This is a genomic window from Ruegeria conchae (assembly GCF_000192475.1).
Classification (GTDB): domain Bacteria; phylum Pseudomonadota; class Alphaproteobacteria; order Rhodobacterales; family Rhodobacteraceae; genus Ruegeria; species Ruegeria conchae.
This window is the reverse complement of record NZ_AEYW01000023.1, coordinates 48,535-72,478: the sequence shown is the minus strand read 5'-3', so window position 1 is coordinate 72,478 and position 23,944 is coordinate 48,535. Positions and strand designations below refer to the sequence as shown.

General features: G+C 56.7%; 20 protein-coding genes and 1 pseudogene. 10 read left to right on the top strand and 11 right to left on the bottom strand.

Annotation, left to right across the window (positions count from 1 at the left end; all coding sequences use genetic code 11):
• Positions 1-21: 21 nt before the first annotated feature.
• From G7G_RS0120310 to G7G_RS0120300, 3 genes are all read left to right on the top strand, one after another.
• On the top strand, positions 22-447 hold the full coding sequence (locus G7G_RS0120310) for a hypothetical protein (RefSeq protein ID WP_010443307.1): 426 nt from the start codon (positions 22-24) through the stop codon (positions 445-447).
• Between the two features lie 3 nt (positions 448-450).
• On the top strand, positions 451-1,683 hold the full coding sequence (locus G7G_RS0120305) for an HlyD family secretion protein (protein WP_010443306.1): 1,233 nt from the start codon (positions 451-453) through the stop codon (positions 1,681-1,683).
• 162 nt (positions 1,684-1,845) lie between these two features.
• Positions 1,846-2,652, top strand: a complete 807-nt coding sequence (locus tag G7G_RS0120300; protein ID WP_010443305.1) for a class I SAM-dependent methyltransferase — start codon at positions 1,846-1,848, stop codon at positions 2,650-2,652.
• Positions 2,653-2,716: 64 nt separating this feature from the next.
• Here the strand turns inward: G7G_RS0120300 and G7G_RS0120295 are convergent, their stop codons facing one another.
• From G7G_RS0120295 to xdhA, 7 genes are all read right to left on the bottom strand, one after another.
• Positions 2,717-3,790: a BMP family ABC transporter substrate-binding protein gene (locus tag G7G_RS0120295; RefSeq protein ID WP_010443304.1), complete on the bottom strand. Its 1,074-nt coding sequence runs from the start codon at positions 3,788-3,790 to the stop codon at positions 2,717-2,719.
• 31 nt (positions 3,791-3,821) lie between these two features.
• A complete protein-coding gene (locus G7G_RS0120290) occupies positions 3,822-4,742 on the bottom strand; it encodes an ABC transporter permease (RefSeq protein ID WP_010443303.1) in 921 nt (306 codons plus the stop codon).
• Positions 4,742-5,824: an ABC transporter permease gene (locus tag G7G_RS0120285; RefSeq protein WP_010443302.1), complete on the bottom strand. Its 1,083-nt coding sequence runs from the start codon at positions 5,822-5,824 to the stop codon at positions 4,742-4,744. Before G7G_RS0120285 ends, G7G_RS0120290 begins: the two co-directional genes overlap by 1 nt.
• 63 nt (positions 5,825-5,887) lie before the next feature.
• On the bottom strand, positions 5,888-7,405 hold the full coding sequence (locus G7G_RS0120280) for an ABC transporter ATP-binding protein (protein WP_010443301.1): 1,518 nt from the start codon (positions 7,403-7,405) through the stop codon (positions 5,888-5,890).
• A complete protein-coding gene (xdhC, locus tag G7G_RS0120275; protein WP_010443300.1) occupies positions 7,402-8,367 on the bottom strand; it encodes a xanthine dehydrogenase accessory protein XdhC in 966 nt (321 codons plus the stop codon). The genes G7G_RS0120280 and xdhC overlap by 4 nt, the downstream gene beginning before the upstream one ends.
• A complete protein-coding gene (gene xdhB / locus G7G_RS0120270) occupies positions 8,367-10,769 on the bottom strand; it encodes a xanthine dehydrogenase molybdopterin binding subunit (protein ID WP_010443299.1) in 2,403 nt (800 codons plus the stop codon). The genes xdhC and xdhB overlap by 1 nt, the downstream gene beginning before the upstream one ends.
• Entirely contained in the window at positions 10,766-12,127 is a 1,362-nt protein-coding gene (xdhA, locus tag G7G_RS0120265) for a xanthine dehydrogenase small subunit (protein ID WP_010443298.1), read from the bottom strand. Before xdhA ends, xdhB begins: the two co-directional genes overlap by 4 nt.
• A gap of 344 nt (positions 12,128-12,471) precedes the next feature.
• Here xdhA and dnaE point away from each other — a divergent pair, with 344 nt between their 5' ends.
• The 3 genes from dnaE (at position 12,472) to G7G_RS0120250 (ending at position 16,642) form a co-directional block, all read left to right on the top strand.
• On the top strand, positions 12,472-15,972 hold the full coding sequence (dnaE, locus tag G7G_RS0120260; RefSeq protein WP_010443297.1) for a DNA polymerase III subunit alpha: 3,501 nt from the start codon (positions 12,472-12,474) through the stop codon (positions 15,970-15,972).
• 86 nt (positions 15,973-16,058) lie between these two features.
• On the top strand, positions 16,059-16,268 hold the full coding sequence (locus G7G_RS0120255) for a YMGG-like glycine zipper-containing protein (protein WP_010443296.1): 210 nt from the start codon (positions 16,059-16,061) through the stop codon (positions 16,266-16,268).
• A gap of 5 nt (positions 16,269-16,273) precedes the next feature.
• Positions 16,274-16,642, top strand: a complete 369-nt coding sequence (locus tag G7G_RS0120250; protein ID WP_170476686.1) for a hypothetical protein — start codon at positions 16,274-16,276, stop codon at positions 16,640-16,642.
• Positions 16,643-16,646: 4 nt separating this feature from the next.
• On the opposite strand, the gene G7G_RS0120245 is transcribed toward G7G_RS0120250, so the two are convergent.
• Complete coding sequence (locus G7G_RS0120245) at positions 16,647-16,841, bottom strand: SlyX family protein (protein WP_010443294.1); 195 nt, start codon at positions 16,839-16,841, stop codon at positions 16,647-16,649.
• Positions 16,842-16,966: 125 nt separating this feature from the next.
• Between G7G_RS0120245 and hisS the strand changes: the two genes are divergently transcribed.
• From hisS to hisG, 3 genes are read left to right on the top strand one after another with little or no spacing between them, the layout of a single operon-like run.
• Complete coding sequence (gene hisS / locus G7G_RS0120240) at positions 16,967-18,454, top strand: histidine--tRNA ligase (RefSeq protein ID WP_010443293.1); 1,488 nt, start codon at positions 16,967-16,969, stop codon at positions 18,452-18,454.
• A gap of 3 nt (positions 18,455-18,457) precedes the next feature.
• Positions 18,458-19,546 carry an ATP phosphoribosyltransferase regulatory subunit gene (locus G7G_RS0120235; protein ID WP_010443292.1) on the top strand — a complete coding sequence of 363 codons (1,089 nt, stop codon included), beginning with the start codon at positions 18,458-18,460 and terminating at the stop codon, positions 19,544-19,546.
• Entirely contained in the window at positions 19,543-20,232 is a 690-nt protein-coding gene (gene hisG, locus G7G_RS0120230; protein WP_010443291.1) for an ATP phosphoribosyltransferase, read from the top strand. Before G7G_RS0120235 ends, hisG begins: the two co-directional genes overlap by 4 nt.
• On the opposite strand, the gene G7G_RS0120225 is transcribed toward hisG, so the two are convergent.
• The gene (locus G7G_RS0120225) at positions 20,229-20,660 is read right to left on the bottom strand and encodes a DUF1489 family protein (RefSeq protein WP_010443290.1); all 432 of its coding nucleotides are present in this window, start codon (positions 20,658-20,660) and stop codon (positions 20,229-20,231) included. The genes hisG and G7G_RS0120225 overlap by 4 nt on opposite strands.
• Before the next feature lie 114 nt (positions 20,661-20,774).
• Here G7G_RS0120225 and G7G_RS0120220 point away from each other — a divergent pair, with 114 nt between their 5' ends.
• Positions 20,775-23,057 (top strand): adenosylcobalamin-dependent ribonucleoside-diphosphate reductase, encoded by a 2,283-nt coding sequence (locus G7G_RS0120220; protein ID WP_010443289.1) that lies wholly within the window; start codon positions 20,775-20,777, stop codon positions 23,055-23,057.
• 247 nt (positions 23,058-23,304) lie between these two features.
• Here G7G_RS0120220 and G7G_RS0120215 read toward each other — a convergent pair whose 3' ends face one another.
• Both G7G_RS0120215 and G7G_RS24275 read right to left on the bottom strand, forming a co-directional pair.
• Positions 23,305-23,562, bottom strand: a complete 258-nt coding sequence (locus G7G_RS0120215) for a helix-turn-helix domain-containing protein (RefSeq protein WP_010443288.1) — start codon at positions 23,560-23,562, stop codon at positions 23,305-23,307.
• A gap of 208 nt (positions 23,563-23,770) precedes the next feature.
• A pseudogene (locus G7G_RS24275) lies at positions 23,771-23,896 on the bottom strand (IS3 family transposase); the annotation flags it as partial.
• Positions 23,897-23,944: the final 48 nt, after the last annotated feature.

The following is a 23,944-nucleotide window of genomic DNA, read 5'->3' as shown; positions in this document are numbered from 1 at the left end:
AAGCAAGATTCGGAGGCGGACGTGAACTCGGCAGACATTCACCCGATGGCAACGGGGCATATACCCTCTTATGTAACGCAGGCGGACGGTAGCGACTACCTCTTTACCTTTATGGTCATTTTCACCGTCGGTTTGGTGGTCCTGATCGGGGTTGCGTATTTTACGCTGCATTCGATCCCGGAAAAAATGGCGCATGAGAATAACCATCCACAGTTTCAGCTGGTTGGAATACTCGCGCTGTTGGCTTTGTTTACCCACAACGGAATATTCTGGATTGCGGCAATTCTTGTCGCGGGTTTTCAGTTCCCCGATTTTGCTGCTCCGTTACGGTCGATTGCAGATGCCATCCGATCCCTGGCACCGGGGCAGGATAAAGCCGTGGTTCCTGATCCGCCCGAACCGGATATTGAGCCCGAACCCTCAGAACCGGCAGCGCAGGGGCACTGAACCATGATTGAGACGATGCTGTGCGCACTGATCACCGTGCTTCCCGACTATCTGTTCCGCCGCTTTGTTCAAGGCAAACGGATCGGACATGAGATTACTCTGTTCACTATGTGGTATGAACTGCGTTGGGGGTTAACGACCTGCGCTATTCTGGCACTGACGGTGATCACCACTTTGTTTTATTTCCATCCGGCCAGCAAAACGGCAGCCTCGTACTTCCGGACGGTCACGATCCTTCCACAGCTCGGCGGCCGCGTTTCCGAAGTTTATGTGCGCAACAATGAGCAGGTGACAGCAGGGCAGCCGATTTTCCGGATTGAGGATTTCACGCAAACAGCACAGGTTGAAGCTGCTCATGCGCAAATCGCTCAGGTTCAAGCTTCTTTGAAAGTGGCGCAAACCGATCTGGCCGAGGCCGAGGCAGGCATTGCGGGTGCACGCGCGGCATTGGATCAGGCGCTTGAAGATCTCGAGCGGAATACTACACTGCGCGACGAAGGGTCCAGTGCCGTGCGCCTGGCCGAGATCGACCGGCTTGAAAATTTGGTTGCCGAGCGTGAGGCGCAAGTCACGGCTGCCACTTCCAAGCGCGCTGCAGTGGTGCAGCAGATCGAGGAACTGATCCCTGCCCAGCTTGCCAGTGCGAATGCTCAGCTTGACGCGGCATTGACTGAGCTGGACAAGACCATAATCAGCGCAGGTGTCACCGGTCGCATCGAACAATTTGGGCTGCAGGTCGGCGATTACGTGAGCCCGTTATTGCGGCCGGCAGGCATCCTTGTGCCGTCTTCTTCGGGGCACGACCGGTTTCAGGCTGCGTTCAACCAGCTTTCAGCGCAAGTGATCAAACCAGGCATGATCGGTGAAATCGGGTGCATGACAAAACCCTTCACAGTGATCCCCGTCGTCGTCGTCGAGGTACAGGATGTGATCCCTTCAGGTCAGATCAGGCCAACCGATGAATTGCGTGACGTCCAGACCAATACCAAGCCAGGCTCGATCCTCGTCTATCTCGAGCCGCTTTATGAAAGCATGGCCGATGATGTGCCGCCGGGAAGCAACTGTCTGGCCAATGTCTACACGGATAACCACGCCAAGCTGGAAGACGAAAATCTTGGGTTCTGGGAAAAGTCGTTCCTGCATGTGGTCGACACCATCGGTGTTGTCCACGCTGCGGGCTTGCGGTTGCGGTTGATCCTGATGCCGGTGAACACTCTGGTTTTGACTGGACACTAATACCGGATCCTAAACCAATCCTTCGTGTATGACCCTGTCCCTGACAGCCATGTGTTCAACGTGGTTATGTCGCTGAACTTGCGCAGTCTGTGCTACGATGCCTCAGCATATCCTCAGTTGACCATGATAGGCTGGGGATTTTATCGGTGCATGGAGGTTACGATGGTTGATACAAATTCTGCATTTGTAGGAGATATCCCGGGATATTACGATCGAGAGATGGGGCCGGTGATATTCGATCATATGGCCCGCATTATGGCGCAGAAAACAGCGGCCGTTTCGCCCAGACAGGTGTTAGAACTCGCTGCAGGCACAGGGATCGTGACCCGGCATGTGTCTAGTGCGTTGGAAGATGGGCATATTGTGGTCACAGACCTCAACGAACCGATGCTTGATATTGCACGCACTAAGTTCATCGAGACGGATAACGTGAGTTTTCAAACTGCAGATGCGCAGGAGCTTCCATTCGATGACGCAAGTTTCGACGCGGTCATCTGCCAGTTCGGTCATATGTTCTTCCCCGATCGTGCCAAAGCCTATGCCGAAGCGCTCCGGGTGTTGAAACCGGGTGGCATTTATTTGTTTTCGACCTGGGGCACGAACGCTGAGAACCCATATTCCGAACTGGTCATCGAAACATTGTCTGCTGCATTTGATGGTCATCCTCCCGGTTTCATGAAAGTCCCGTTCTCGCTACACGATGCTGCCGCGATTCTGGATGAGGTTGCGCAAGCAGGGTTTGTCGAGCCACGCCACGAATACGTCGAACATGCCTCAACTGTTGCGAGTTTTGATAATTTTGCGCTGGGTCTGATGCTTGGCAGCCCAGCCTATTTTGAGGTTCTCGAACGCGATGGAGACCATAATGAAATTGCCAGTGATCTCGCACACAATATGCGTGTACGTTTTGGTTCAGAGCCGTCGGCGATACCGCTGAAAGCCCATTTCTTCCAGATGGTGTCTGCTTGAACGGATGACCAAAAAAGGCCCGCAGGATTCTGCGAGCCTTGATCTTATCTTGCTGGTTTAGACTTTACTGCGGAATGTCGCCTTCCAGCCCCTTGATGTAAAAGTTCATCCCGGCCAGCGTGCCGTCATCAGCAACTTCGCCTTCAGCCAGCCAAGCGCTGCCGTCCTGTTTGTTGATCGGGCCGGTGAAGGGGTGATATTCACCTGCCGCCATCGCGGCTTTCAGGGCCAGCGCCTCTTCTTTGACATCAGCCGGTACCGCGTCGGAAATCTCACCGATTGCGACCATTCCTTCCCGGATGCCGTCCCAGGTATTTACACTCTCCCAGGTGCCATCCATGACCGCCTGTGTCCGCGCGATGTAGTAGGGTGCCCAATCATCGATGATCGATGACACACGCGGGAAGGGGGCGTATTCGCTCATGTCAGAGGCCTGACCGAAGGTTACCACATTGCCAGCTTCCTGCGCAGCAGCTTGCGGTGCGGTCGAGTCGGTGTGCTGCAGAATAACGTCCGCGCCCTGTTCGATCAGAACCTTGGCGGCGTCAGCCTCTTTGGCGGGATCAAACCATGTGTAGGCCCAGACGATTTTGAACTCGACATCCGGGTTCACCTTTTTGGCGTGCAAATAGGCCGAATTGATACCACGGATCACTTCGGGGATCGGGTACGACCCGATGTAGCCAATGATGTTGGACTTTGTCATGTTGCCCGCGATGTGCCCCTGAACAGCGCGACCTTCGTAGAAACGCGCCGAGTAGACCGAGACGTTGTCTGCCGTTTTGTAACCGGTCGCGTGCTCGAACTTCACATTCGGGAATTTCTTGGCCACGTTGATCGTCGGGTCCATGTATCCGAATGAGGTGGTGAAGATCAGGTCAGCACCTTCCAGCGCCATCTGAGTCATCACGCGTTCGGCGTCTGGGCCTTCCGGGACCGATTCAACAAACACAGTCTCAACTTTGTCGCCGAACTCTTCCTCGACTGCCAGGCGACCCTTGTTGTGTTCATAGGTCCAGCCACCGTCGCCCACCGGGCCGACATAGACGAACCCGACTTTGGTCTTGTCTTGGGCCATGGCACCGGTGGCCAGACCCAGCGCCATGGCGGCGCTTGCCAAAAGTGTAGTGAATTTCATGTGTTACTCCCCAAGTTGGTTTAGTTAGCCCCTAGAGCGAGGCATGGAATGTACGGCCCAGTGAGGCAGGTGCGCTGCTCTTGTCGGCCGAAAGGATCACAAGCACAAGGATCGTGATAATGTAGGGCGACATTGCCAGATACTCGACCGGGATGGCAACGCCCGCCGCCTGTAAATTCAGTTGCAACACAGTGATTCCGCCGAACAAATAGGCACCCAGCAGAACACGCCATGGTTTCCAACTGGCGAACACCACCAGTGCAAGAGCGATCCAACCAACACCGGCGGTCATACCCTCGGTCCACTGAGGGACTCGGATCAGGCTGATATAGGCACCGCCAAGTCCTGCGCAGGCCCCGCCAAACAGGATCGCCATGATGCGGATCTTGATGACTTTGTAGCCAAGCGCGTGGGCGGCGTCATGGTTTTCACCCACAGCACGCAGGATAAGTCCAACACGGGTGTATTTGAGCGTGGCCCAGACGGCGGCGATTATCGCGATGCCGACATAGAGGATCGGATCGTGTTGGAACAGGATCGGACCGGCGACCGGAATGTCGCTGAGCAGTGGGATATGTATATCGCCCATGCTGGGGGGTTTGATGCCCACATAGCTCTGCCCCATGAGCGCGCTGAAGCCCAATCCGAACAATGTCAGGGCAAGACCGCTGGCGACCTGATTGGCCAGCGCAAACTGCGTCAACAGCACGAATAGCAGCGATAGCACCGCGCCTCCGATCGCTGCCGCGATAAAGCCCAGCCAGGGTGAACCGGTCTCAACCGAGATCGCAAAACCACTGATCGCGCCTACGATCATCATACCCTCGACGCCGAGGTTCAGAACGCCCGCCTTTTCGACGACCAGTTCACCAATCGCGGCCAGAAGCAGTGGCGTTGCGGCCACCATCAGCGAAGCGACCAAAAGGACGGGGTTAATCTCACCAAGGTCCATTATGCCACCTCGCTACGTGCCGCACGGATGCGGTAATTTGTCAAAAGATCGAATGCCAACAAGAAGAACAGCAGCATTCCCTGAAACACCTGTATCGCGGCGGCAGGCAGGCCTAGTTGAGACTGCGCAATTTCACCACCGATATAGGTCAGCGCCATCAGCCCGCCTGCCAGCAGAATCCCCACCGGATGCAGACGGCCCAGAAAGGCCACGATGATCGCGGTGAAGCCATAGCCGACGTTAAAGTCGATGCTGACCACGCCCGACGGGCCCGAGACCTCGAACATACCTGCCAGACCGGCAAGTGCACCTGACAGGCCAAGACAGAACAGGATCAAACGTGCTGGGTTCACGCCTGCAAATTTGGCTGCACGAGGCGCCTCACCCGTCAGACGAATGTGAAAGCCCAGCATGTGCCGGTTCAGCAGAACATATGAGAAAATCACTGCAATAAATGCCGCAACTACACCCCAGTGCATACCTGAACCTGCGATCAGTTCCGCATTGTGTGCACTTTCATAACTTTGCAGGTTGCGCGATCCGGGAAAGCCAAACCCTTCGGGGTTCTTGAGCAGACCCAGCGAAACCGAGGCCAAAAACTGCTCGGCCACATAGACCAGCATCAGAGAGACGAGGATTTCGTTGGTTCCGAACCGAACCTTAAGAAAGGCCGGAATCATTGCCCATAGCCAGCCGCCAAACGCGCCTGCGATCACCATGATGGGAAAGATGAAGAACGCATCCATCGGATAGAATGCCAGTCCAGCACCCGCCCCGAAGATGGCTCCCATGATATATTGACCCTCGGCACCGATATTCCAGATACCTGCGCGAAAACCCAAAGACAGGCCAATCGCAATCAGCACCAAAGGCGCACCTTTGACCAACAGTTGAGGGCGGTAGTAGAATGCAAACTCGCCAAACAGCGGTTCCCAGAAAATCGTTCCGATCGCCTCAACCGGATTTTTGCCCAGTATAGCGAACAGCAATCCGCCAAAAACCATCGTGGCCAACACCGCCACCAAGGGGGTCGCATATGACCAAGCCTTGGATGGCTGAGGCCGTTTCTCCAGCACAATCACCCGATTATCCCCCCGCTTTCTTCATCTTTTTGAAAATATTCTCGTAGAAGGCAGTTTAACGCGTCAGACATGCGCCACCTCCATGCCATGTGCTCCGCCCATCATCAGGCCAATCTCATCAACCGTCAGGCCGGTGGTTTCACGCGGCGCACTCAGACGCCCTTCGTTTAACGCGGCAAAGCTGTCCGAGATTTCCATAAGCTCATCAAGGTCTTGGGAAATACAGATCACTGCCGTTCCCTTGGCCGCAAGATCCAGGATCGCTTGCCTTATCGAGGCAGCGGCAGCGGCGTCCACACCCCAAGTTGGCTGGTTCACTACCAACACATCGGGGTTCTGCAACACCTCGCGACCGATAACGAACTTTTGCAGGTTCCCACCCGAGAGCGATCGTGCTGCATTCTCAGGCCCAGGTGTCCGAACGTCGAAAGCGCTGATGATCTTCTCGGCGAACTCTTTGGTTTCGTTCCACTTTAGAAAGCCATTGCTTTCCAACCCTTCGCGGATCGATCCGGTCAGCAGGGCATTTTCAGTCAGACTCATATCAGGGGCAGCTGCGTGGCCCAGCCGTTCTTCGGGGGCTGTCAGCACACCAAGTTTCCGCCGGGCCGTCGGACCGAGCTTGCCAATCGCTTGACCATTGAACTTGATCGCATCTGCAGCAGTTGAAATCTCTCCTGACAGAACACCCAGCAATTCGTCCTGACCGTTTCCGGCAACGCCACCGATGCCCAGAACTTCGCCCTTGCGGACGGTCATGTGAACATTGCGCAACGCTGTGCCAAATTCTGAAGGCGATGGCACCGAAAGGCCACTTACATCCAGCGCAACTTCGCCAAACTCCCGACCGGATCGTTCTGGTGTTTGCAACGTCGAGCCGACCATCATTTCGGCCATGTCGCGGGCGGAGGTTTCGGCGGGCACACACTCGCCTACATTCTTGCCCAGACGTAGTATCGTGGCGTGGTCACACAGCGTTCTGATTTCTTCAAGCTTGTGTGAGATATACAGGATCGAGGTGCCTTCGGAGCGCAATTTATTCAGCGTTTCAAAAAGGATATCGACTTCCTGAGGGGTTAGAACCGATGTTGGTTCATCCATAATCAACAGCTTGGGGTCTTGCAGCAGGCAACGGATGATCTCGACCCGCTGACGCTCTCCTGCAGACAGGTCACCCACAGTACGATAGGGGTCCAGCGGCAGGCCATAGGTTTCCGACACTTCGCGGATGCGGGACGCCAGATCACCCATCGCAGGAGGGTTTTCCATACCAAGCGCGATGTTTTCAGCGACGTTCAGGGCATCGAATAGTGAAAAGTGCTGGAACACCATCGCGATTCCGTCAGAGCGCGCCGCTCGTGGTTCAGGCGGTGCAAAAGTCTGGCCACGCAGTAGCATCGAACCACTGTCGGGCTTCACCAGGCCATAGATCATCTTGACCAGCGTTGATTTGCCCGCGCCGTTCTCGCCCAGCAAGGCGTGAACCTCGCCCTCACCGATGTCGAAAGACACCTGATCATTGGCCACGACGCCGGGATAGGCTTTGGTCAGCCCTTGAAGACTTAGAAGTGGAGTGGTCACGCGCTCAGGTCCTTCTTCAGTTCATTCTGCCGGGCCGGGCGCAGAAGTTGCGCTGCGACCCCAACGGCGATCATCTGCGGGTGTTTGCCCAGATCGGGGTCGCCAATCGGGCAGGTAATCCGGCCTATACGTGCGGGCAGATGTCCCAGCGCCGCCAGCCGCGATCGGAATCGCGCCCATTTAGTAGCTGAACCAATCAGCCCGGCAAAACGGAAATCGTGCAAAAGCAACCTGTTGCACAGTTCCAGGTCCAGATTGTGTGAATAGGTAAGCACCAAATGCTCGGCCTCAGGCGGTGCATGTCGCACCAGTTCTGCTGGCTTGGCCGCCGGCACGGCAGTCACCCCCGACGGAATGCTGCTGGGAAAACGCTCGGGACCGGTATCAACCCATGTGATTGCAAGATCGGGCAGAGGGGAAAGAACATCCACCAGAGAACGGCCAACATGGCCTGCCCCCCAAATCCAGATGTTGCGGGTGGGTTCGTGGATGGGTTCGATCATCCATCCCTCGATCAGCTGAGGTTCGGGTGCGACGCCTTGAGCGCGAGACCGCGCTAATACGCGTTTAACCGCCATAGGCTGAACCTGAGTATCCAGCGGGTCATCTTTTTCGCATTCCTGGGTCACAGGTCGTGCGACGACCGTACCTTCAATATGCGTTAAAGAAGCGCTGTCATATATTTCCGAAAGCAGCGAAACCGCTCCGCCGCAGCATTGGCCCAAATCAGGGCCAAGTGCATGCTGGCTCAGCCGTGACGGTTTGGATTGGCGACGCGCAGCTTCAGCGGCCTGATATTCCAGCGTGCCGCCGCCGATGGTGCCGCTTTGCTCATCTTTCCATACAAGCATCGAAGCGCCAACTTCGCGCGGTGATGATCCCTTGATCCCGGCAATGACGACCCGAACCACCTTGCCGTGGGTTTTGACCGCCTCCCTCAAAGCCTCCCTGTCAAATCCCATCAGGTATCTCCCTTTACCCTTTGAATTCCACGCCAGACTTCTTCTGCGGTGGCAGGCGCATTCAGCGCGGGATAGCTGGTTCCACATGCGGCCACCGCGTTCGATAGGGCCAACCAAGCTGATATGCCAAGATTGAAGGGTGGCTCGCCAACCGCTTTCGAACGATAGATCGTGTCCTCACGATTCTCTCCATCCCAAAGCGCGACATTGAAAATATCGGGTCGGTCAGAACAGGCCGGTATCTTGTAGGTGGATGGTGCGTGCGTGCGTAGACTGCCTTTGCCGTCCCAGACCAGTTCTTCTGTCGTCAGCCAGCCCGCGCCCTGAACATAAGCACCCTCGACCTGCCCGATATCCAACGCCGGGTTCAGGGACGCGCCCGCATCATGCAGGATATCGGTGCGCAAGATACGGTTTTCACCGGTCAGTGTATCGACAGCCACCTCAGTGATGGCTGCGCCATAGGCAAAGTAAAAGAAGGGGCGCCCATGGCCTTTGATCCGGTCCCATTCGACCTTCGGAGTTTTATAGAATCCGGTTGCGGACAGGCTGATGCGCCCCTGATAGGCCAACGCTGCGGCTTCGGCGAAGCTATAGCTTTCTTCGCCTACTGAAACTTGCCCGTCCGCAAATGTCACGATCGTGGGGTCGGCCTGATGTCGTTCCGCCAGATAATCCGCCATCCTGTCACGGATGGTGTCGCAGGCTGCTTTGACCGCCATGCCGTTCAGGTCACTTCCTGACGAGGCCGCGGTGGCAGATGTATTCGGTACCTTGGCCGTATCGGTGGCGGTAATTTTCACCAGCTCAAGTGGTATGCCAAAACGCGACGCTGCAACCTGAGCGACCTTCTGGAACAACCCCTGGCCCATCTCAGTGCCACCGTGGTTCAGGTGGACCGAGCCGTCCTGATAAACATGCACCAGCGCACCGGCTTGGTTCAGGTGGGTCAGTGTAAAGGAAATGCCAAACTTCACCGGGGAAAAACCGATTCCCTTCTTGATCACGCTATTCTCGGCATTCCACGCGTCAACCGCCTGCTTACGGGCGGCATAGTCGCTAGACTTCAGCAAAGCTGTTGTCATGCCATGCAGTTCGCAATCGCTGACTTCCATCCCATAAGGCGTGGTGTTGCCGCCTGCGGGTACCGGGCGAACCGGTGCATCGCCCATCTCGACCGCGCCTCGGCTGGTGAGGTCGTCATGCGGGTCAGGATGGCCCAGAGGTTTCTGAGCAACCGGGGGATCGGCCACCTCATGCGCCGGTTCATAGTAGTTCCGGCGGCGCAGCTCGATCGGGTCCAGCCCCATAACATGCGACGCGTGGTCCATCACACGTTCAATCCCAACGATCCCTTGCGGGCCGCCAAACCCACGATAGGCCGTGGCAGACTGGATGTTGGTCTTCAGCCGATGGCTTTCGATCCGGGCATTTGGCAGCAAATAGGAATTGTCCGCATGCAGCATGGCGCGATCTGCAACCGGAAGAGACAGATCCTGCGCCCAACCGCACAAGGCATAGTGTAAAAAGGAAACGCCCTGAATATGTCCGTTTTCATCGAACCCGGCTTTATACGAAATCCGGAAGCCATGGCGCTTGCCCGTGATCGTCATATCGTCATCACGATCATAGCGCATCTTGCAGGCCTTGCCAGTCGCACGTGCGGCGATGGCGCAGGCGACGGCCAAAGCGTTGCCTTGGCTCTCCTTGCCGCCAAAACCTCCGCCCATCCGCCGTGTTTCAACCCGGACTGCGTGCATGGGAACACCCAGTGCATCGGCTACCTTGTGCTGTATCTCGGTCGGGTGCTGAGTCGAACTATGCACTAGCATATCCGCGCCTTCATTCGGCACTGCCAGGGCTGCCTGACTTTCCAGATAGAAATGTTCCTGCCCACCGATCTCAAACGTATCTTCGACGATATGAGCCGCACCTGCGATGGCGGCCTCTGCATCGCCCTTGGCGTAGATACGCGGGCCGTCCTCGAATCGGCTGTCAGCGGCAAGGGCCTCCTCGACTGTCAGAATCGGTGCTTCCTCGGCATAGTCGATCTTGCCCAGCCGGGCCGCTTTTCTGGCAGCCAGATGGCTGGTGGCGACGACCAGAAATACCGGTTGACCGATATAGTGCACCGTTCCATCCGACAAAAGCGGCTCGTCGTGGATTGATGGGGATACGTCGTTTGCAAAGGGCAGGTCATCAGCGGTGATCACCGTCTCCACACCGTCAGCAGCCTTTACGGCAGACAGATCCATGGCGCTGATTTTACCTTTGGCGATCGGGCTTAGTCCGAACGCCAGGTGCAACGATCCCTTTGGTGTCGGGATGTCGTCGACATAGCGCGCTGTACCGGCCACATGCAGTGGTCCAGTGTCGTGCGGAAGGGATTTGGCGACACTCATGCCGACACCTCCAGTACATTGGACAGTTTGCCCTGATCTTCGTTGTAGTATCTGACAAGCATCGCCTTGGCTGTTTCCAGACGATACGTGGCCGAGGCCCGCATATCGGTCATCGGCGCGTAATCTTCCGCAAAAGCAGGCAATGCGGCGTTAATTGTTTCGCGCGTCCATGGCTGGCCGGTTAGCGCAGCCTCGACTGCCGTTGCACGTTTTGGAGTTCCAGCCATGCCGCCAAAAGCAACGCGAACCTGTTCGACTGTGCCGTTGGTTACGGTGATGTTGAAACACCCACAAACGGCCGAGATATCCTGATCGAACCGTTTGCTGAGTTTGTAGCACTTCAACCGATCAGCCTGACGCGGGAAGCTGACGGCCTCGACAAACTCGCCCGGCGCGCGATCTTGTTTGCCGTAGTCAATGAAGAACTCTTCCAAAAGGATTGACCGGCGGGCGTCACCCTTGCGCAGGTGCAGTGTTGCTCCCAAAGCAATAAGGGCAGGAGGGTTATCTCCGATGGGCGAGCCATTGGCGATGTTGCCACCAACTGTTGCCGCGTTTCGGACCTGAACGCTGGCATAGCGCCGAACCATTTCTGCATAAGACGGATGCAGATCGGCAAGCGCATCGCCCATGCGGTTCATGTCGACCATTGCGCCAAAGCGGATTTCTTCATCGTTGATCGTGATCTCTTTCAGATCTTCACAACGATTAAGAAAGATTACGGGATCAAGGTCGCGCAGCTGCTTCGTGACCCAAAGTCCGACATCCGTTGCCCCGGCAACTAAAGTAGCATCTGGATTTTCAGAGTAAATCTTGGCGAGTTCATCCGACGAACCAGGCAACCTGGCAGGGGTCGACTGGATAGACACCGGCTTATCTTTGACCCACACGGGAACTGGATGTGCTTCGGCGGCCTCAGCCGCCCGGATGATTGGTGCATAGCCCGTGCAGCGACACAGGTTACCGGCCAGTTGAGTGTCGTGATCCGTCGCGCCATTGGTGTGACTTGCCACCATCGACATCACAAAGCCAGGCGTACAGAACCCGCATTGAGAGCCATGCAGATCCACCATTGTCTTCTGAACCGGGTGAGCGTCTCCATCTGGGCCGCTCGCGCCTTCGACAGTGCGCACCGCTTTACCGTGAAGTTGCGGCAGGAACATGATGCAGGAATTCACCGCCTTGGCACCGTCCTCATCGGACACCATGACAGTGCAGGCTCCGCAATCACCTTCGTTGCAGCCCTCTTTGGTGCCGGTAAGGCCGCGATCCTCGCGCAACCAATCCAGCAAGGTCGCCGTCGGATCGATATCCTCCAGCTCCACTGTCTCTCCGTTCAGAAGAAACGTGATATTCATGAGTGAAACCCGTCGCGTTACCCAGTTGCGCCCTTTGGATGCTCTCCTTCGATGCGACGTAGAAAGAGTGGCGGGCGTGTAGCTTGCCATCTGATGTTAGAAACAGGCTGTGCGATCTGGCAAGAAAAACTGTCTCTGTGATACATCATATGGCGCGAATTGTGGTCAATTGCCGCATCTATCTATCGTTCAGTGCTCTGAAATTAAAGTATTTTCTTGGATCGGGCTTGCGGGAGTTCAGAAGCACCTTCAGAAATATCCGAATAATCCGCGCGATTATTTTGCCGAATCCATGGGGTGGGTTCCTGCTTTTGCATCCCTGTTTGCTGGGATAGCTTGCAGGAATGAGCAGCCATCCCCGATTCATTCACCTCCGCGTTCACACCGAATATTCTCTGCTTGAAGGTGCCGTGCGGCTAAAAAAGCTGCCGGGTCTTTGCGAGAAGATGGAAATGCCCGCCGTTGCGGTGACCGACACCAATTCCATGTTCTCGGCGCTGGAGTTCGCCGTGACCGCCAGCGGGGCGGGCATTCAGCCGATTATGGGCTGTCAAGTTGATCTGACCTACGTACAAGCACAGCCGGGTGAGAAGCCGAAGGCGCCTGCGCCCTTGCTTCTTCTGGCACAATCCGAGGTCGGTTATGAAAACCTGATGAAGCTCAGCTCGTGCCTTTACGTGGACAAGGGCGGGCAGTTGCCGCAGGTTACATTAGACGAATTGTCAAAGCACTCGGACGGCTTGATCTGCTTGACGGGTGGGCCAGATGGGCCGGTTGGGATGTCGTTGCAACAAGGCCAGCGCCCAGCGGCCGAGGCTCTGATGGATCGACTGGCCGCGATGTTCCCAGACAGGCTATATGTCGAACTGCAGCGTCACCCAGGTGAAGATGGTCAGCCCGAGGCCGAACGCCTGACCGAGCGCGGCCATGTCGAGATGGCTTATGCCAAGAACCTGCCGCTGGTCGCCACAAACGACGTCTATTTCCCGACCACGGACATGTATGAGGCGCATGACGCGCTGATCTGTATCGCCGAAGGTGCCTATGTTGACCAGCAGGAAGGCCGCCGCCGCCTGACCGCACAGCACTATTTCAAGTCGCAGCAAGAGATGGCGACCCTGTTTGCCGATCTGCCCGAGGCGATTGAAAACACGATTGAGATCGCCAAGCGCTGCGCGTTTATGGCCTATCGCCGCGATCCGATCCTGCCAAAATTTGCTGATGACGAAGTGGCAGAATTGCGCCGCATTGCGAATGAGGGCCTGCAGAAGCGTCTGGCGGTGATCCCGCATGCGGTGACACCGGAAGAATATCAAGAGCGTCTGGATTTCGAACTCGACATCATTGAAGGCATGGGGTTCCCCGGCTATTTCCTGATCGTTGCCGACTTTATCCAATGGGCAAAGGATGAAGACATCCCGGTTGGCCCGGGACGTGGCTCGGGTGCGGGCTCGCTGGTGGCCTATGCGCTGACGATTACCGACCTTGACCCACTACGTTATTCGCTGCTGTTCGAACGGTTCCTGAACCCCGAGCGGGTCTCGATGCCAGACTTTGATATCGATTTCTGCATGGACCGCCGCGAAGAGGTGATCCGCTATGTGCAGCAGAAATACGGGCGCGACAAGGTAGGTCAGATTATCACCTTCGGTGCACTCCTGTCGAAAGCTGCCGTGCGTGATATCGGGCGGGTCCTGCAAATGCCCTACGGGCAGGTGGATCGACTTTCCAAGATGATCCCGGTCGAAGGCGTTAAACCCGTTTCCATTGAAAAGGCATTGAAGGATGAACCGCGCCTACGGGAAGAGGCACGCAGCGAAGAAGTTGTCGACCGGCTTTTAACTTACGGCCAGCAGGTCGAAGGATTGCTGCGCAACGCCTCAACCCACGCGGCTGGTGTGGTGATTGGCGACCGTCCTTTGGATGCACTGGTGCCGATCTATCAGGATCCGCGCTCGGACATGCCCGCGACCCAGTTCAACATGAAATGGGTAGAACAGGCCGGGTTAGTAAAATTCGACTTTCTGGGCCTGAAAACGCTGACTGTGATCCAGAATGCTATGGATTTGATCTTCAAGTCTGGGCGGGATTTGCATATCGCTGCCGATGGCACTGAACTCTATGAACCCGCCGAAGGTGCCGAGAACCAGATCAACGCCATCCCGCTGGATGATGAGGCGACATACAAGCTCTATTCGGCGGCCAAGACCGTGGCGGTGTTCCAGGTGGAATCCTCGGGCATGATGGATGCGCTCAAGCGTATGAAACCCACCTGCATTGAGGACATCGTGGCCCTTGTGGCGCTCTATCGTCCCGGCCCGATGGAGAACATCCCGACCTATTGCGAGGTCAAGAACGGGCTGCGCAAGATCGAATCCGTACATCCTCTGATCGACCATATCCTTGAGGAAACCCAAGGCATCATCGTCTATCAGGAACAGGTGATGCAGATCGCGCAGGTCATGGCGGGGTACAGCCTAGGCGGTGCCGACCTTCTGCGGCGTGCTATGGGCAAGAAGATTAAAGAGGCGATGGACGCCGAACGCCCCAAATTCGAAAAGGGTGCGGGCGAGAATGGGGTTGACGCCAAGAAGGCCTCCGAGGTCTTCGACCTGCTGGAAAAGTTCGCCAACTATGGTTTCAACAAATCCCACGCTGCCGCCTATGCGGTCGTCAGCTACCAGACCGGCTGGCTGAAGGCCAACCATCCGGTCGAGTTCATGGCGGGCGTCATGAACTGCGATATCCATCTGACCGACAAGCTGGCTGTCTATTTCGAAGAGGTCCGAAAGGGACTGGAACTGCCCTATGTGCCGCCCTGCGTGAACCGATCCCAGGCGACGTTTGACGTGGTGGAAGGACATCTGGTCTATGCGCTGGGTGCGCTGAAAAACGTGGGTGTTGAGGCGATGAACCTCGTCGTCGATGGGCGCGCGGATAAGCCATTTGTGAACCTCTTCGATTTTGCTCGCCGTGTTGATCTGAAAAAAGTCGGCAAGCGCCCGCTAGAGATGCTGGCGCGTGCCGGTGCGTTCGATGAACTCGACAAGAACCGCCGTCGCGTGTTTGAAAGCCTGGACCCGCTGGTGCAATATTCAGCCGCCATCCACGATCAGAAAAACTCAAACCAGGTGTCGCTGTTTGGTGAAGCAGGAGATGACCTGCCCGAACCTCGGCTGTCACCCGCACCAGATTGGCTGCCCGCCGAGAGATTGAGCGAAGAATTCAAGGCCATCGGGTTCTATCTGTCCGGCCATCCGCTGGATGATTATATGCCTGCATTGAAGCGAAAACAGGTGCTGACACTAGATCAGGTGACTGAAAAGGCGCGCTCTGGTCCGTTTATTGCAAAGATGGCCGGTGTCGTCGCCGGACGGCAAGAGCGAAAGTCGGCGCGTGGCAATCGGTTCGCATTTGCTCAGCTCTCTGACCCCACCGGAGCATTCGAGGTCACGCTATTTTCAGAAACACTAGAGAAATCCCGAGAGTTTCTGGAAACCGGCGCGCAGGTGGTGCTGACCGCCGAAGCGACGATGGAGGCGGATCAGCTCAAGCTGTTGGGTCGGTCAGTTGGTCCGGTCGACGTGGTGGTCGCCGAGGCTGGGGCCACAGGCCTGCGTGTATTTGTGGAAGATTCAAAGGTTTTGCCAAGCATGGCGAAAGTGTTGGAAGACGCAGATAGCAACGCCAAAAGGGCTGCCAAAGGCCCAGTTTACGTCTGCCTGCTTGATCCCGGTTTGCCGGGTGAGGTCGAATTGGATCTGGGACGAAACTATGCGATCAATCCCCAGATCAAAGGTGCCCTCAAATCGCTTGAGGGGATCTCGGAGATCGAGGAAGTTTGACCACAAACCGAATTGTTGCCTTGAGCGATGTGCCCAGCTAGGCTGACTGAATAACCTTAGAGGTCATTTCACAGGAGGGTTCCGAAATGACGAATTCAGGTATTGATTTCAGATCACTTAGCCTAGCGGTGGCATGTGCTTTGGCGTTGGCCACAGCCGTTCAAGCGGACGACAAGAAGAAAAATACTGTTACTGGCGCTCTGGTTGGTGCAGGCGTCGGTGCTTTAGTCGGAGACGGCAAGGGGGCCGCGGTCGGCGGTGTCGCCGGGGCGATTATCGGACATAACTGGAAGTGATCATGATGCTGAAAAATTCCATCAAATCCACCGCCTGTGCCGCGCTTTTTGTCCTTCCGACATTTGCTGTGGCTGACGATTCTGCAGAGCAATTGGTGCAGGATGCCTTGCCCGTGATGCACTATACATGCGCATCGATTGCGGAAGAGGCTGATGGCGACGAAGAATTTGTCGTGGCTGTGGTTGGAAAGATGACGGCCCTGTCGCTTTACAACCGCCAGATCAATATCGAGGATCATGCAGCCACTGACGAGGAAAAGGCCCAACTGCGCGAAGCCTTCATTGCCGCTCTGTCCGAGGGCTGTGCCGCAGACAAGAACGCCCTTCTGGGCGGGGTGGTCGACAATGCGGTGAAATCGACACTGGGGTTGTGATCACTCAATAATGCGGCGGACGTTCGTCGCCGAACACAACTCCGCCTGAGCCTTCCTGCGCCCGTTCGGCCTCGCGCTGCAGTAACATCTCGACACGACGGGTCAGGCGGTCGATCTCGCTCTGTTGGTTTGTGACGACCGAGTTCAGCTCTTCAACCGTGCGGGTCAGATGGGCGATCTGTTCTTCCAGATGCTGCATGGGGCTCTCCTTATAGGCGTCTCATAGCGACCCCGGCAGCCCATGACCAGTGAAACCCCGCCTTGCTCCGATGCGGGCCATGGGATAGACCGCGCGCGGAACACTAAATCCCAAGGACGCCCCACATGGCCAAGCCCAAGAAACAGCCCCGCCCCAAGGCCGTAACGCCGAAAGGGTTCCGTGACTATTTCGGCGAGGAAGTTACGCAGCGCACCGAGATGCTGCGGACGATTGCGGGCGTCTATCATCGTTACGGGTTCGATGCCTTGGAGAGCAGCGCGGTTGAGACCGTCGACGCGCTGGGCAAGTTCCTTCCGGACGTGGATCGCCCAAACGAAGGCGTGTTTGCATGGCAGGAATTCGACGAGGGCGGCAATGGCGACTGGATGGCTCTGCGTTATGACCTGACGGCGCCTTTGGCTCGCGTTTACGCGCAGCACCGCAACGACCTGCCCACGCCTTATCGTCGCTATGCGATGGGTCCGGTCTGGCGAAACGAGAAGCCAGGGCCGGGGCGGTATCGCCAGTTTTATCAATGTGATGCGGATACCGTGGGCACGGCCTCGATGGCCGCGGATGCCGAGATTTGCGCGATGTTGTCGGACACGCTGGAGACAGTGGGCATTCCCCGCAGTGACTATCTTGTGCGCGTCAATAACCGCAAGGTTCTGAATGGAGTGCTTGAGGCGATGGGGCTGGGCGAAGACTTGGCCGCCCGCGATAATGTTCTGCGCACTATCGATAAGTTCGATAAGGTCGGGGAGGCCGGTGTGCGAGAGCTGCTGACCAAGGGCCGACTGGATGCCTCTGGGGCGTTCATTGATGGTGTTGGTCTCAGCGATGATCAGGCCGAACCTGTGATCGCGTTCCTGACCTCGAAAGCTACCGACACCGCTGGTACGCTGGCCAACCTGCGCGCCGCCGTGGGCGACAGCAAGATTGGCGCGGATGGCATTGCCGAGCTGGAGCAGATCGGTGCCCTGCTGGATGCGGGGGGGTATGGATCGGACCGGATCGAGATTGATCCTTCGGTTGTCCGTGGCCTCGGCTACTACACTGGGCCGGTTTATGAGGCCGAACTGACCTTCGAGATATTCGACGAGAAAGGCCGCAAGCGGCAATTCGGGTCGGTATCAGGCGGTGGTCGCTATGACGATCTGGTCAAGCGTTTTACCGGACAGGAAGTGCCCGCGACGGGTATTTCGATCGGTGTTGATCGTTTACTAGCCGCGCTCCGCGAAAAGGGTCGGATCGCAGCGCAAGCCACCGGTCCGGTGGTCGTCACCGTCATGGATCGGGATCGGATGGCCGACTATCAGGCCATGGTAACCGAGCTGCGCAATGCAGGTATCCGGGCCGAGGTGTATCTGGGCAACCCCAAGAACTTTGGCAACCAACTGAAATACGCGGACAAGCGGAACTCTCCGATCGCTGTGATCGAAGGTGGTGACGAAAAAGAAAAGGGAATTGTGCAAATCAAGGACCTGATCCTTGGCGCAAAGATTGCCGAAAGCGCCACGCTTGAGGAATGGAAAGAACGACCCAGCCAGTTTGAAGTGCTACGCGGAGATCTGGTCGCCAAGGTGCGCGAAATTTTGGACAGTCAGGACTGACCCATGCCCAATCGTTCCCAGATACAGGCCCGCGCCGCAATGATGCGCGTCCGGTTCGAGGCCGCGGGTGGGCATGTGGTGGACACACCTTTGTTGCAACCTGCGGGTACGCTGCTGGACCTCTACGGTGAAGATATCCGCGCGCGCGCCTATGTGACCTCGGACGCGCTGCGGGGTGAGCAGATGCTGCGCCCGGACTTCACCTTGCCAGTGGTGCAGATGCACATGTCCGAAGGGGCTGAACCTGCAAGATACACCTATTCCGGCGAAGTGTTCCGTCGTCAGGAACACGATCCCGACCGGGCTAATGAGTATATCCAGGTCGGTTACGAAGTCTTTGATCGCGAAGACCCCGCTGGGGCAGATGCCGAAGTTTTTTCGCTGTTTGCCCTGCAACTACGCGGGCTACCCTTGCGGGCAGCGACCGGTGATATCGGCATTCTGATCGCCGCTGTCGCGGGACTGAAGACAACTGACCGCCGCAAGGCCGCGCTGATGCGGCATCTCTGGCGGCCTCGCCGGTTCCGCGTTCTGCTGGACCGATACGCCGGGCGCAAAGCGGGCCTTGAGGGTCGCGATGCTCTGCTTGACGCAGCTGACCCATTGGCGATTGACGTGCCCATGATCGGTAAACGCCGCGCGCCGGAAATCCTCGACCGGATAGAAGCCCTACGCGAAGACCGCGCCGCGCCGCCGATCTCGGACAATGAACTGGCCGGTTTGGAGACACTGCTGAATGTGCGCGAAACCATGCCTTTTGCGCTGGAACAATTGCGCGACGTGGCGGTTGACCTGCCGCAGATCACGCCCGCGCTGGATCGTTTGGAAGCCCGTATCGCAGCCCTGCAGGCGCGGGGCGTGGACGTGAATACACTGGATTTTGAGGCGTCTTATGGCAGAACCTCGATGGAGTATTACGACGGTTTTGTATTCGGTTTTTACGCCGAAGGCCGCCCTGATCTGCCACCGGTCGCAACCGGTGGGCGCTATGATGCGCTGACCCGGCAATTGGGAGGTGGGGCCGAGATTCCGGCTATTGGCGGCGTGATCCGCCCGGACCTGATGCTCGAAATCGAGGAGGCCGCGCAATGAGCCTGAAACTGGGCGTGCCCTCGAAGGGCCGATTGATGGACAAGACCTTCGCGTGGTTTGAAAAGCGCGGCATCACCCTTTCGCGCAACGGATCGGACCGGGAATATGCAGGCAAAGTTGAGGGGATTGATGGCGTCTCGCTGATCCTGCTATCCGCCGGGGAGATACCGCGCGAGCTTGCCGCTGGGCGCGTTCATCTGGGCGTGACCGGGATTGATCTGGTGCAAGAGAAACTGCCGCGGTGGGAACAGCAGGTCGAAGAGGTCGCCCCGCTTGGGTTCGGCAAGGCTGACTTGATCATCGCAACACCTGCCTGCTGGGTCGATGTGGATACGTTGGACGATCTGGACGCGGCAGCTGCGAGTTTCCGCAAGGCTCACGGGCACCGGCTGCGTATCGCCACCAAGTATCACCGTTTGGTTCGTGAATTCCTGACAGAAGCGGGCGTGGCCGACTACACGCTGGTCGATAGCCAGGGTGCTACTGAGGGCACGGTGGTGAACGAAACCGCCGAGGCGATTGCTGATATTACGTCAACTGGCGAAACTCTGCGGGCCAACCACCTGAAAATCCTATCAGATGGGTCGATCTTGCAGTCGCAGGCGACTTTGTGGCGCAGCCGGGTGGCAACCTATAACGCATCCGAGAAGACGATTCTGAACGACCTACTGGATCGGTTGCGCTAAAGCACGCCGATATCCGCCAGGGCACGGTTCAGGTCGTCGGGCAGGGCATCGTCTTGCTCGCGTCCTCTGGGCAAATCGGCCGGAGTATCCTCGGGTTTCAGATAGCGCCAGCCTTGGAACGGGCGTTTCAGAGCGTTCTGCGTGCGATGCACCTCGGGGTCGAGAACGATGGCACAGCGTCGGATTCCATCCTCACCGCGCACCTCGTCCAGCCGTAGAATCTGCTGACGGCATTGGACGACACCTTTGATCACCCAATAGATTGATCCGCCATTCAAAATCTCGGATTCACGTTTGGGCCACATACGTGTGACATGGCGCGGGCATCCGTCCTCATAAAGAGGTTTTCGGCTGTCCTGCCATGCGATCAGCGTGTCGACGCTTTCTGATCCGACCGAAAGTTTGATGAGGTTTACGTAGTTATCCACAGCTTTCCCACAGAGTCGTTCATCGACTGTCTATCCATTGTAGCTCATGCGCGATTGTCATCAAGGTATTGTGGATGATAGTCTGAATACCTCTTTCAGCACAGGGAATCACCAATGAGCCGCTTTGCCGCCCCCATCGCCGAGCAGATTTGGGACATGAAATACCGCTTCAAACAGGCGGATGGCACACCCATCGATCAGACGGTCGAGGACAGTTGGCGGCGAATTGCACGTGATCTGGCGCGGGTGGAACAGGACCCGGAGCGTTGGGAAGAAAAATTCTACACCGCGCTTGAGGATTTCAAATACCTCCCTGCTGGTCGCATCACTGCTGGGGCGGGCACCGCACGTCAGGTGACCCTGTTCAACTGCTTTGTGATGGGCACGATCCCCGACAGCATGGGCGGCATCTTCGATATGCTGAAAGAGGCCGCTCTGACCATGCAGCAGGGTGGGGGGATCGGTTACGATTTCTCGACCATCCGTCCACGCGGCGCGGACGTCAAAGGGGTTGCCGCCGACGCATCTGGTCCGCTGAGCTTTATGGATGTGTGGGATGCAATGTGTCGCACGATCATGTCCGCGGGCTCGCGCCGTGGGGCGATGATGGCGACCATGCGCTGTGACCACCCGGATATCGAACAGTTCATCACCGCCAAGTCCGACCCGGCGCGCCTGCGCATGTTCAACATGTCCGTGCTGGTGACAGATCCGTTCATGGAGGCCGTCAAAGCCGATGGCCCGTGGGATTTGGTGTTTGACGGCAAAGTCTATCACATAGTTCAGGCCCGTGATCTATGGAACAAGATCATGCAGGCGACCTATGATTATGCCGAGCCAGGTGTGATCTTCATCGACCGCATCAACACTGCCAACAACCTCAGCTACGTCGAGACGATTGCTGCGACCAATCCATGCGGCGAACAGCCTTTGCCACCTTATGGTGCTTGCCTGTTGGGTTCGATCAATCTGGCGCGGTTGGTGGCCGAGCCCTTTGAGGACGCGGCGCATCTGGATGAGGACGCTTTGCAAGAGCTGGTCGCCACCGCCGTTCGCATGATGGACAACGTGGTCGACGCGTCGAAATTCCCGCTGGTTGAACAAGAGGCGGAAGCGCAAGACAAACGCCGTATCGGGCTGGGCGTAACGGGTCTCGCAGATGCACTGCTGATGTTGGGCCTGCGCTATGGCTCGGACGAGGCGGCGCGTCAGACCGAGCAATGGCTGCACGCGATCGCCCGCGCCGCGTATCTGGCGTCGGTGGACCTGGCAAAGGAGAAAGGCACGTTTCCTTTGTTCGATGCTGAGAAATATTTGGCCAGTGGTACGATGCAACAGATGGATGACGATGTGCGCGATGCGATCCGCGAACACGGCATCCGCAACGCGCTGCTGACGTCGATCGCGCCGACGGGGACGATCTCGCTCTATGCCGGGAACGTGTCGTCGGGGATCGAACCGGTCTTTGCTTATGCTTACACGCGCAAAGTGCTGCAGAAAGACGGTTCGCGCACTGAAGAAGAAGTAGTCGACTATGCCGTCCAGATGTGGCGCGATAAGTTCGGGGATACGGAGCTGCCCGACTATTTCGTTAACGCACAAACGCTGTCGCCGTCTGATCACGTCAAGATGCAGGCCGCGGCGCAGAAGTGGATCGACAGCTCGATTTCGAAGACCATCAACTGCCCCGAGGATATAAGCTTTGACGCCTTCAAGGATGTCTACATGCAGGCTTGGGATCAAGGCTGCAAAGGTTGTACGACCTATCGCCCCAACGATGTGACGGGTTCTGTTCTGACCGTGTCAGAGAGTACAGATACAGCACCAGGTGAAAGTGCCGCTGCGCCGCAGGAGGTTGATGTCGGCGAAGTCGTCTATATGTCAGAGCCGCTGGATCGTCCGCAATCTCTGGAAGGGTCGACGTACAAGCTGAAATGGCCCGACAGCGAACACGCGATCTATCTGACGATCAACGACATTGTCATCAGTGGTCGTCGTAGACCGTTCGAAGTATTCATCAATTCGAAGAACATGGAGCACTATGCCTGGACGCTGGCCCTGACGCGGATGATTTCCGCTGTTTTCCGCCGGGGCGGAGATGTTTCGTTTGTTGTGGAGGAACTGAAAGCCGTCTTTGATCCACGCGGCGGGGCTTGGGTCAAGGGCAAGTACATCCCCTCAATTCTTGCTGCAATCGGTGGCGTGATCGAGCAGCATATGGTTGTAATCGGATTTCTCGAAGGTGAAGGAATGGGCCTAAAGTCGGACCCCCAGGCGCAAGTTGTCAATATCGACACTCCACGCGGCAAAGCATGCCCGTCCTGTGGTCAGTTCGACATGGTGATGATCGAAGGCTGCATGACCTGCAGAAGTTGCGGCCATTCGAAATGCGGTTAGATTCTGGGTACATAGTTGTTGATGTTGTGAAATGACCCATAGTTTGCCCATTTCGTTCTAACTTGGGTCCACAATCTACACATAGGTTGTACATTGAGCGGCTTCACAACGATGCTTTCGGGTGAAGCCGTCTCTATTTTGGGTATGGGGTTTGAGTAAATTTTGGACGTGAAAATCATGCTTCGGTCACACCCAAAGCCGCAAAAGCCCTTTGTGAATTGTGTGATTAGTCAACGAAATCAAGTCGTTAAATCCGTTCACCCGGTGGCACTGCCTTAATGACGGCTTCGAAGAAGTGTTCCGCAGGAACATCGAGCGCCCGCGCAATGATCACCAATTCTGGCACATCAATACGCCGCTGACCCGACTCGATCCGCGCGACGAACGATTGATGGCACTTCAACCGGTCAGCCAAGGCTGCCTGAGAGAGTTTTTGTGACTTACGGGCTGAAATGAGCGCTTCAATGAGCGCCAAGTGTCCGTCGGTGCGAAGTGTTTTGGTCAATTGAGTGTCCGTATGATGCTTCGGACATTTCCAGTAATCTCATTTTCAGATTATCTAAAAATCAGATTATACATATAAAGTGGGTAGTGATGCCAAATATACATATAACCCCTGCGGGCCTGATTTACGATTTGGGTGTTTCGCAAAGCTCTCTGGATTCAGCTACCATCAATGACATACAGGGTGGGTGTTGAGATGACAGGCGTGAATAGGTCTGTTCGACAACGCCGATCTGTCTGATCGCATCCAGACGAGGCATCCCTTGCCCCATCAGCACCTCAACTTGCCGCAACTTCGAGACAATCTCTTCCGGCTTCGGTCGCTTGTTTGCCATTCTCGGTCCTCCGTTTCCTAAACATAACGTCGGACCAGTTCAGTTGGG

Excerpts from the sequence above, each read along its gene's own strand:
- G7G_RS0120305 (WP_010443306.1), top strand. The coding sequence starts at position 451 with ATGATTGAGACGATGCTGTGCGCACTGATCACCGTGCTTCCCGACTAT.
- G7G_RS0120300 (WP_010443305.1), top strand. The coding sequence starts at position 1,846 with ATGGTTGATACAAATTCTGCATTTGTAGGAGATATCCCGGGATATTAC.
- G7G_RS0120295 (WP_010443304.1), bottom strand. The coding sequence starts at position 3,790 with ATGAAATTCACTACACTTTTGGCAAGCGCCGCCATGGCGCTGGGTCTG.
- G7G_RS0120290 (WP_010443303.1), bottom strand. The coding sequence starts at position 4,742 with ATGGACCTTGGTGAGATTAACCCCGTCCTTTTGGTCGCTTCGCTGATG.
- xdhC (WP_010443300.1), bottom strand. The coding sequence starts at position 8,367 with ATGGGATTTGACAGGGAGGCTTTGAGGGAGGCGGTCAAAACCCACGGC.
- xdhB (WP_010443299.1), bottom strand. The coding sequence starts at position 10,769 with ATGAGTGTCGCCAAATCCCTTCCGCACGACACTGGACCACTGCATGTG.
- xdhA (WP_010443298.1), bottom strand. The coding sequence starts at position 12,127 with ATGAATATCACGTTTCTTCTGAACGGAGAGACAGTGGAGCTGGAGGAT.
- dnaE (WP_010443297.1), top strand. The coding sequence starts at position 12,472 with ATGAGCAGCCATCCCCGATTCATTCACCTCCGCGTTCACACCGAATAT.
- G7G_RS0120255 (WP_010443296.1), top strand. The coding sequence starts at position 16,059 with ATGACGAATTCAGGTATTGATTTCAGATCACTTAGCCTAGCGGTGGCA.
- G7G_RS0120250 (WP_170476686.1), top strand. The coding sequence starts at position 16,274 with ATGCTGAAAAATTCCATCAAATCCACCGCCTGTGCCGCGCTTTTTGTC.
- G7G_RS0120245 (WP_010443294.1), bottom strand. The coding sequence starts at position 16,841 with ATGCAGCATCTGGAAGAACAGATCGCCCATCTGACCCGCACGGTTGAA.
- hisS (WP_010443293.1), top strand. The coding sequence starts at position 16,967 with ATGGCCAAGCCCAAGAAACAGCCCCGCCCCAAGGCCGTAACGCCGAAA.
- G7G_RS0120235 (WP_010443292.1), top strand. The coding sequence starts at position 18,458 with ATGCCCAATCGTTCCCAGATACAGGCCCGCGCCGCAATGATGCGCGTC.
- hisG (WP_010443291.1), top strand. The coding sequence starts at position 19,543 with ATGAGCCTGAAACTGGGCGTGCCCTCGAAGGGCCGATTGATGGACAAG.
- G7G_RS0120220 (WP_010443289.1), top strand. The coding sequence starts at position 20,775 with ATGAGCCGCTTTGCCGCCCCCATCGCCGAGCAGATTTGGGACATGAAA.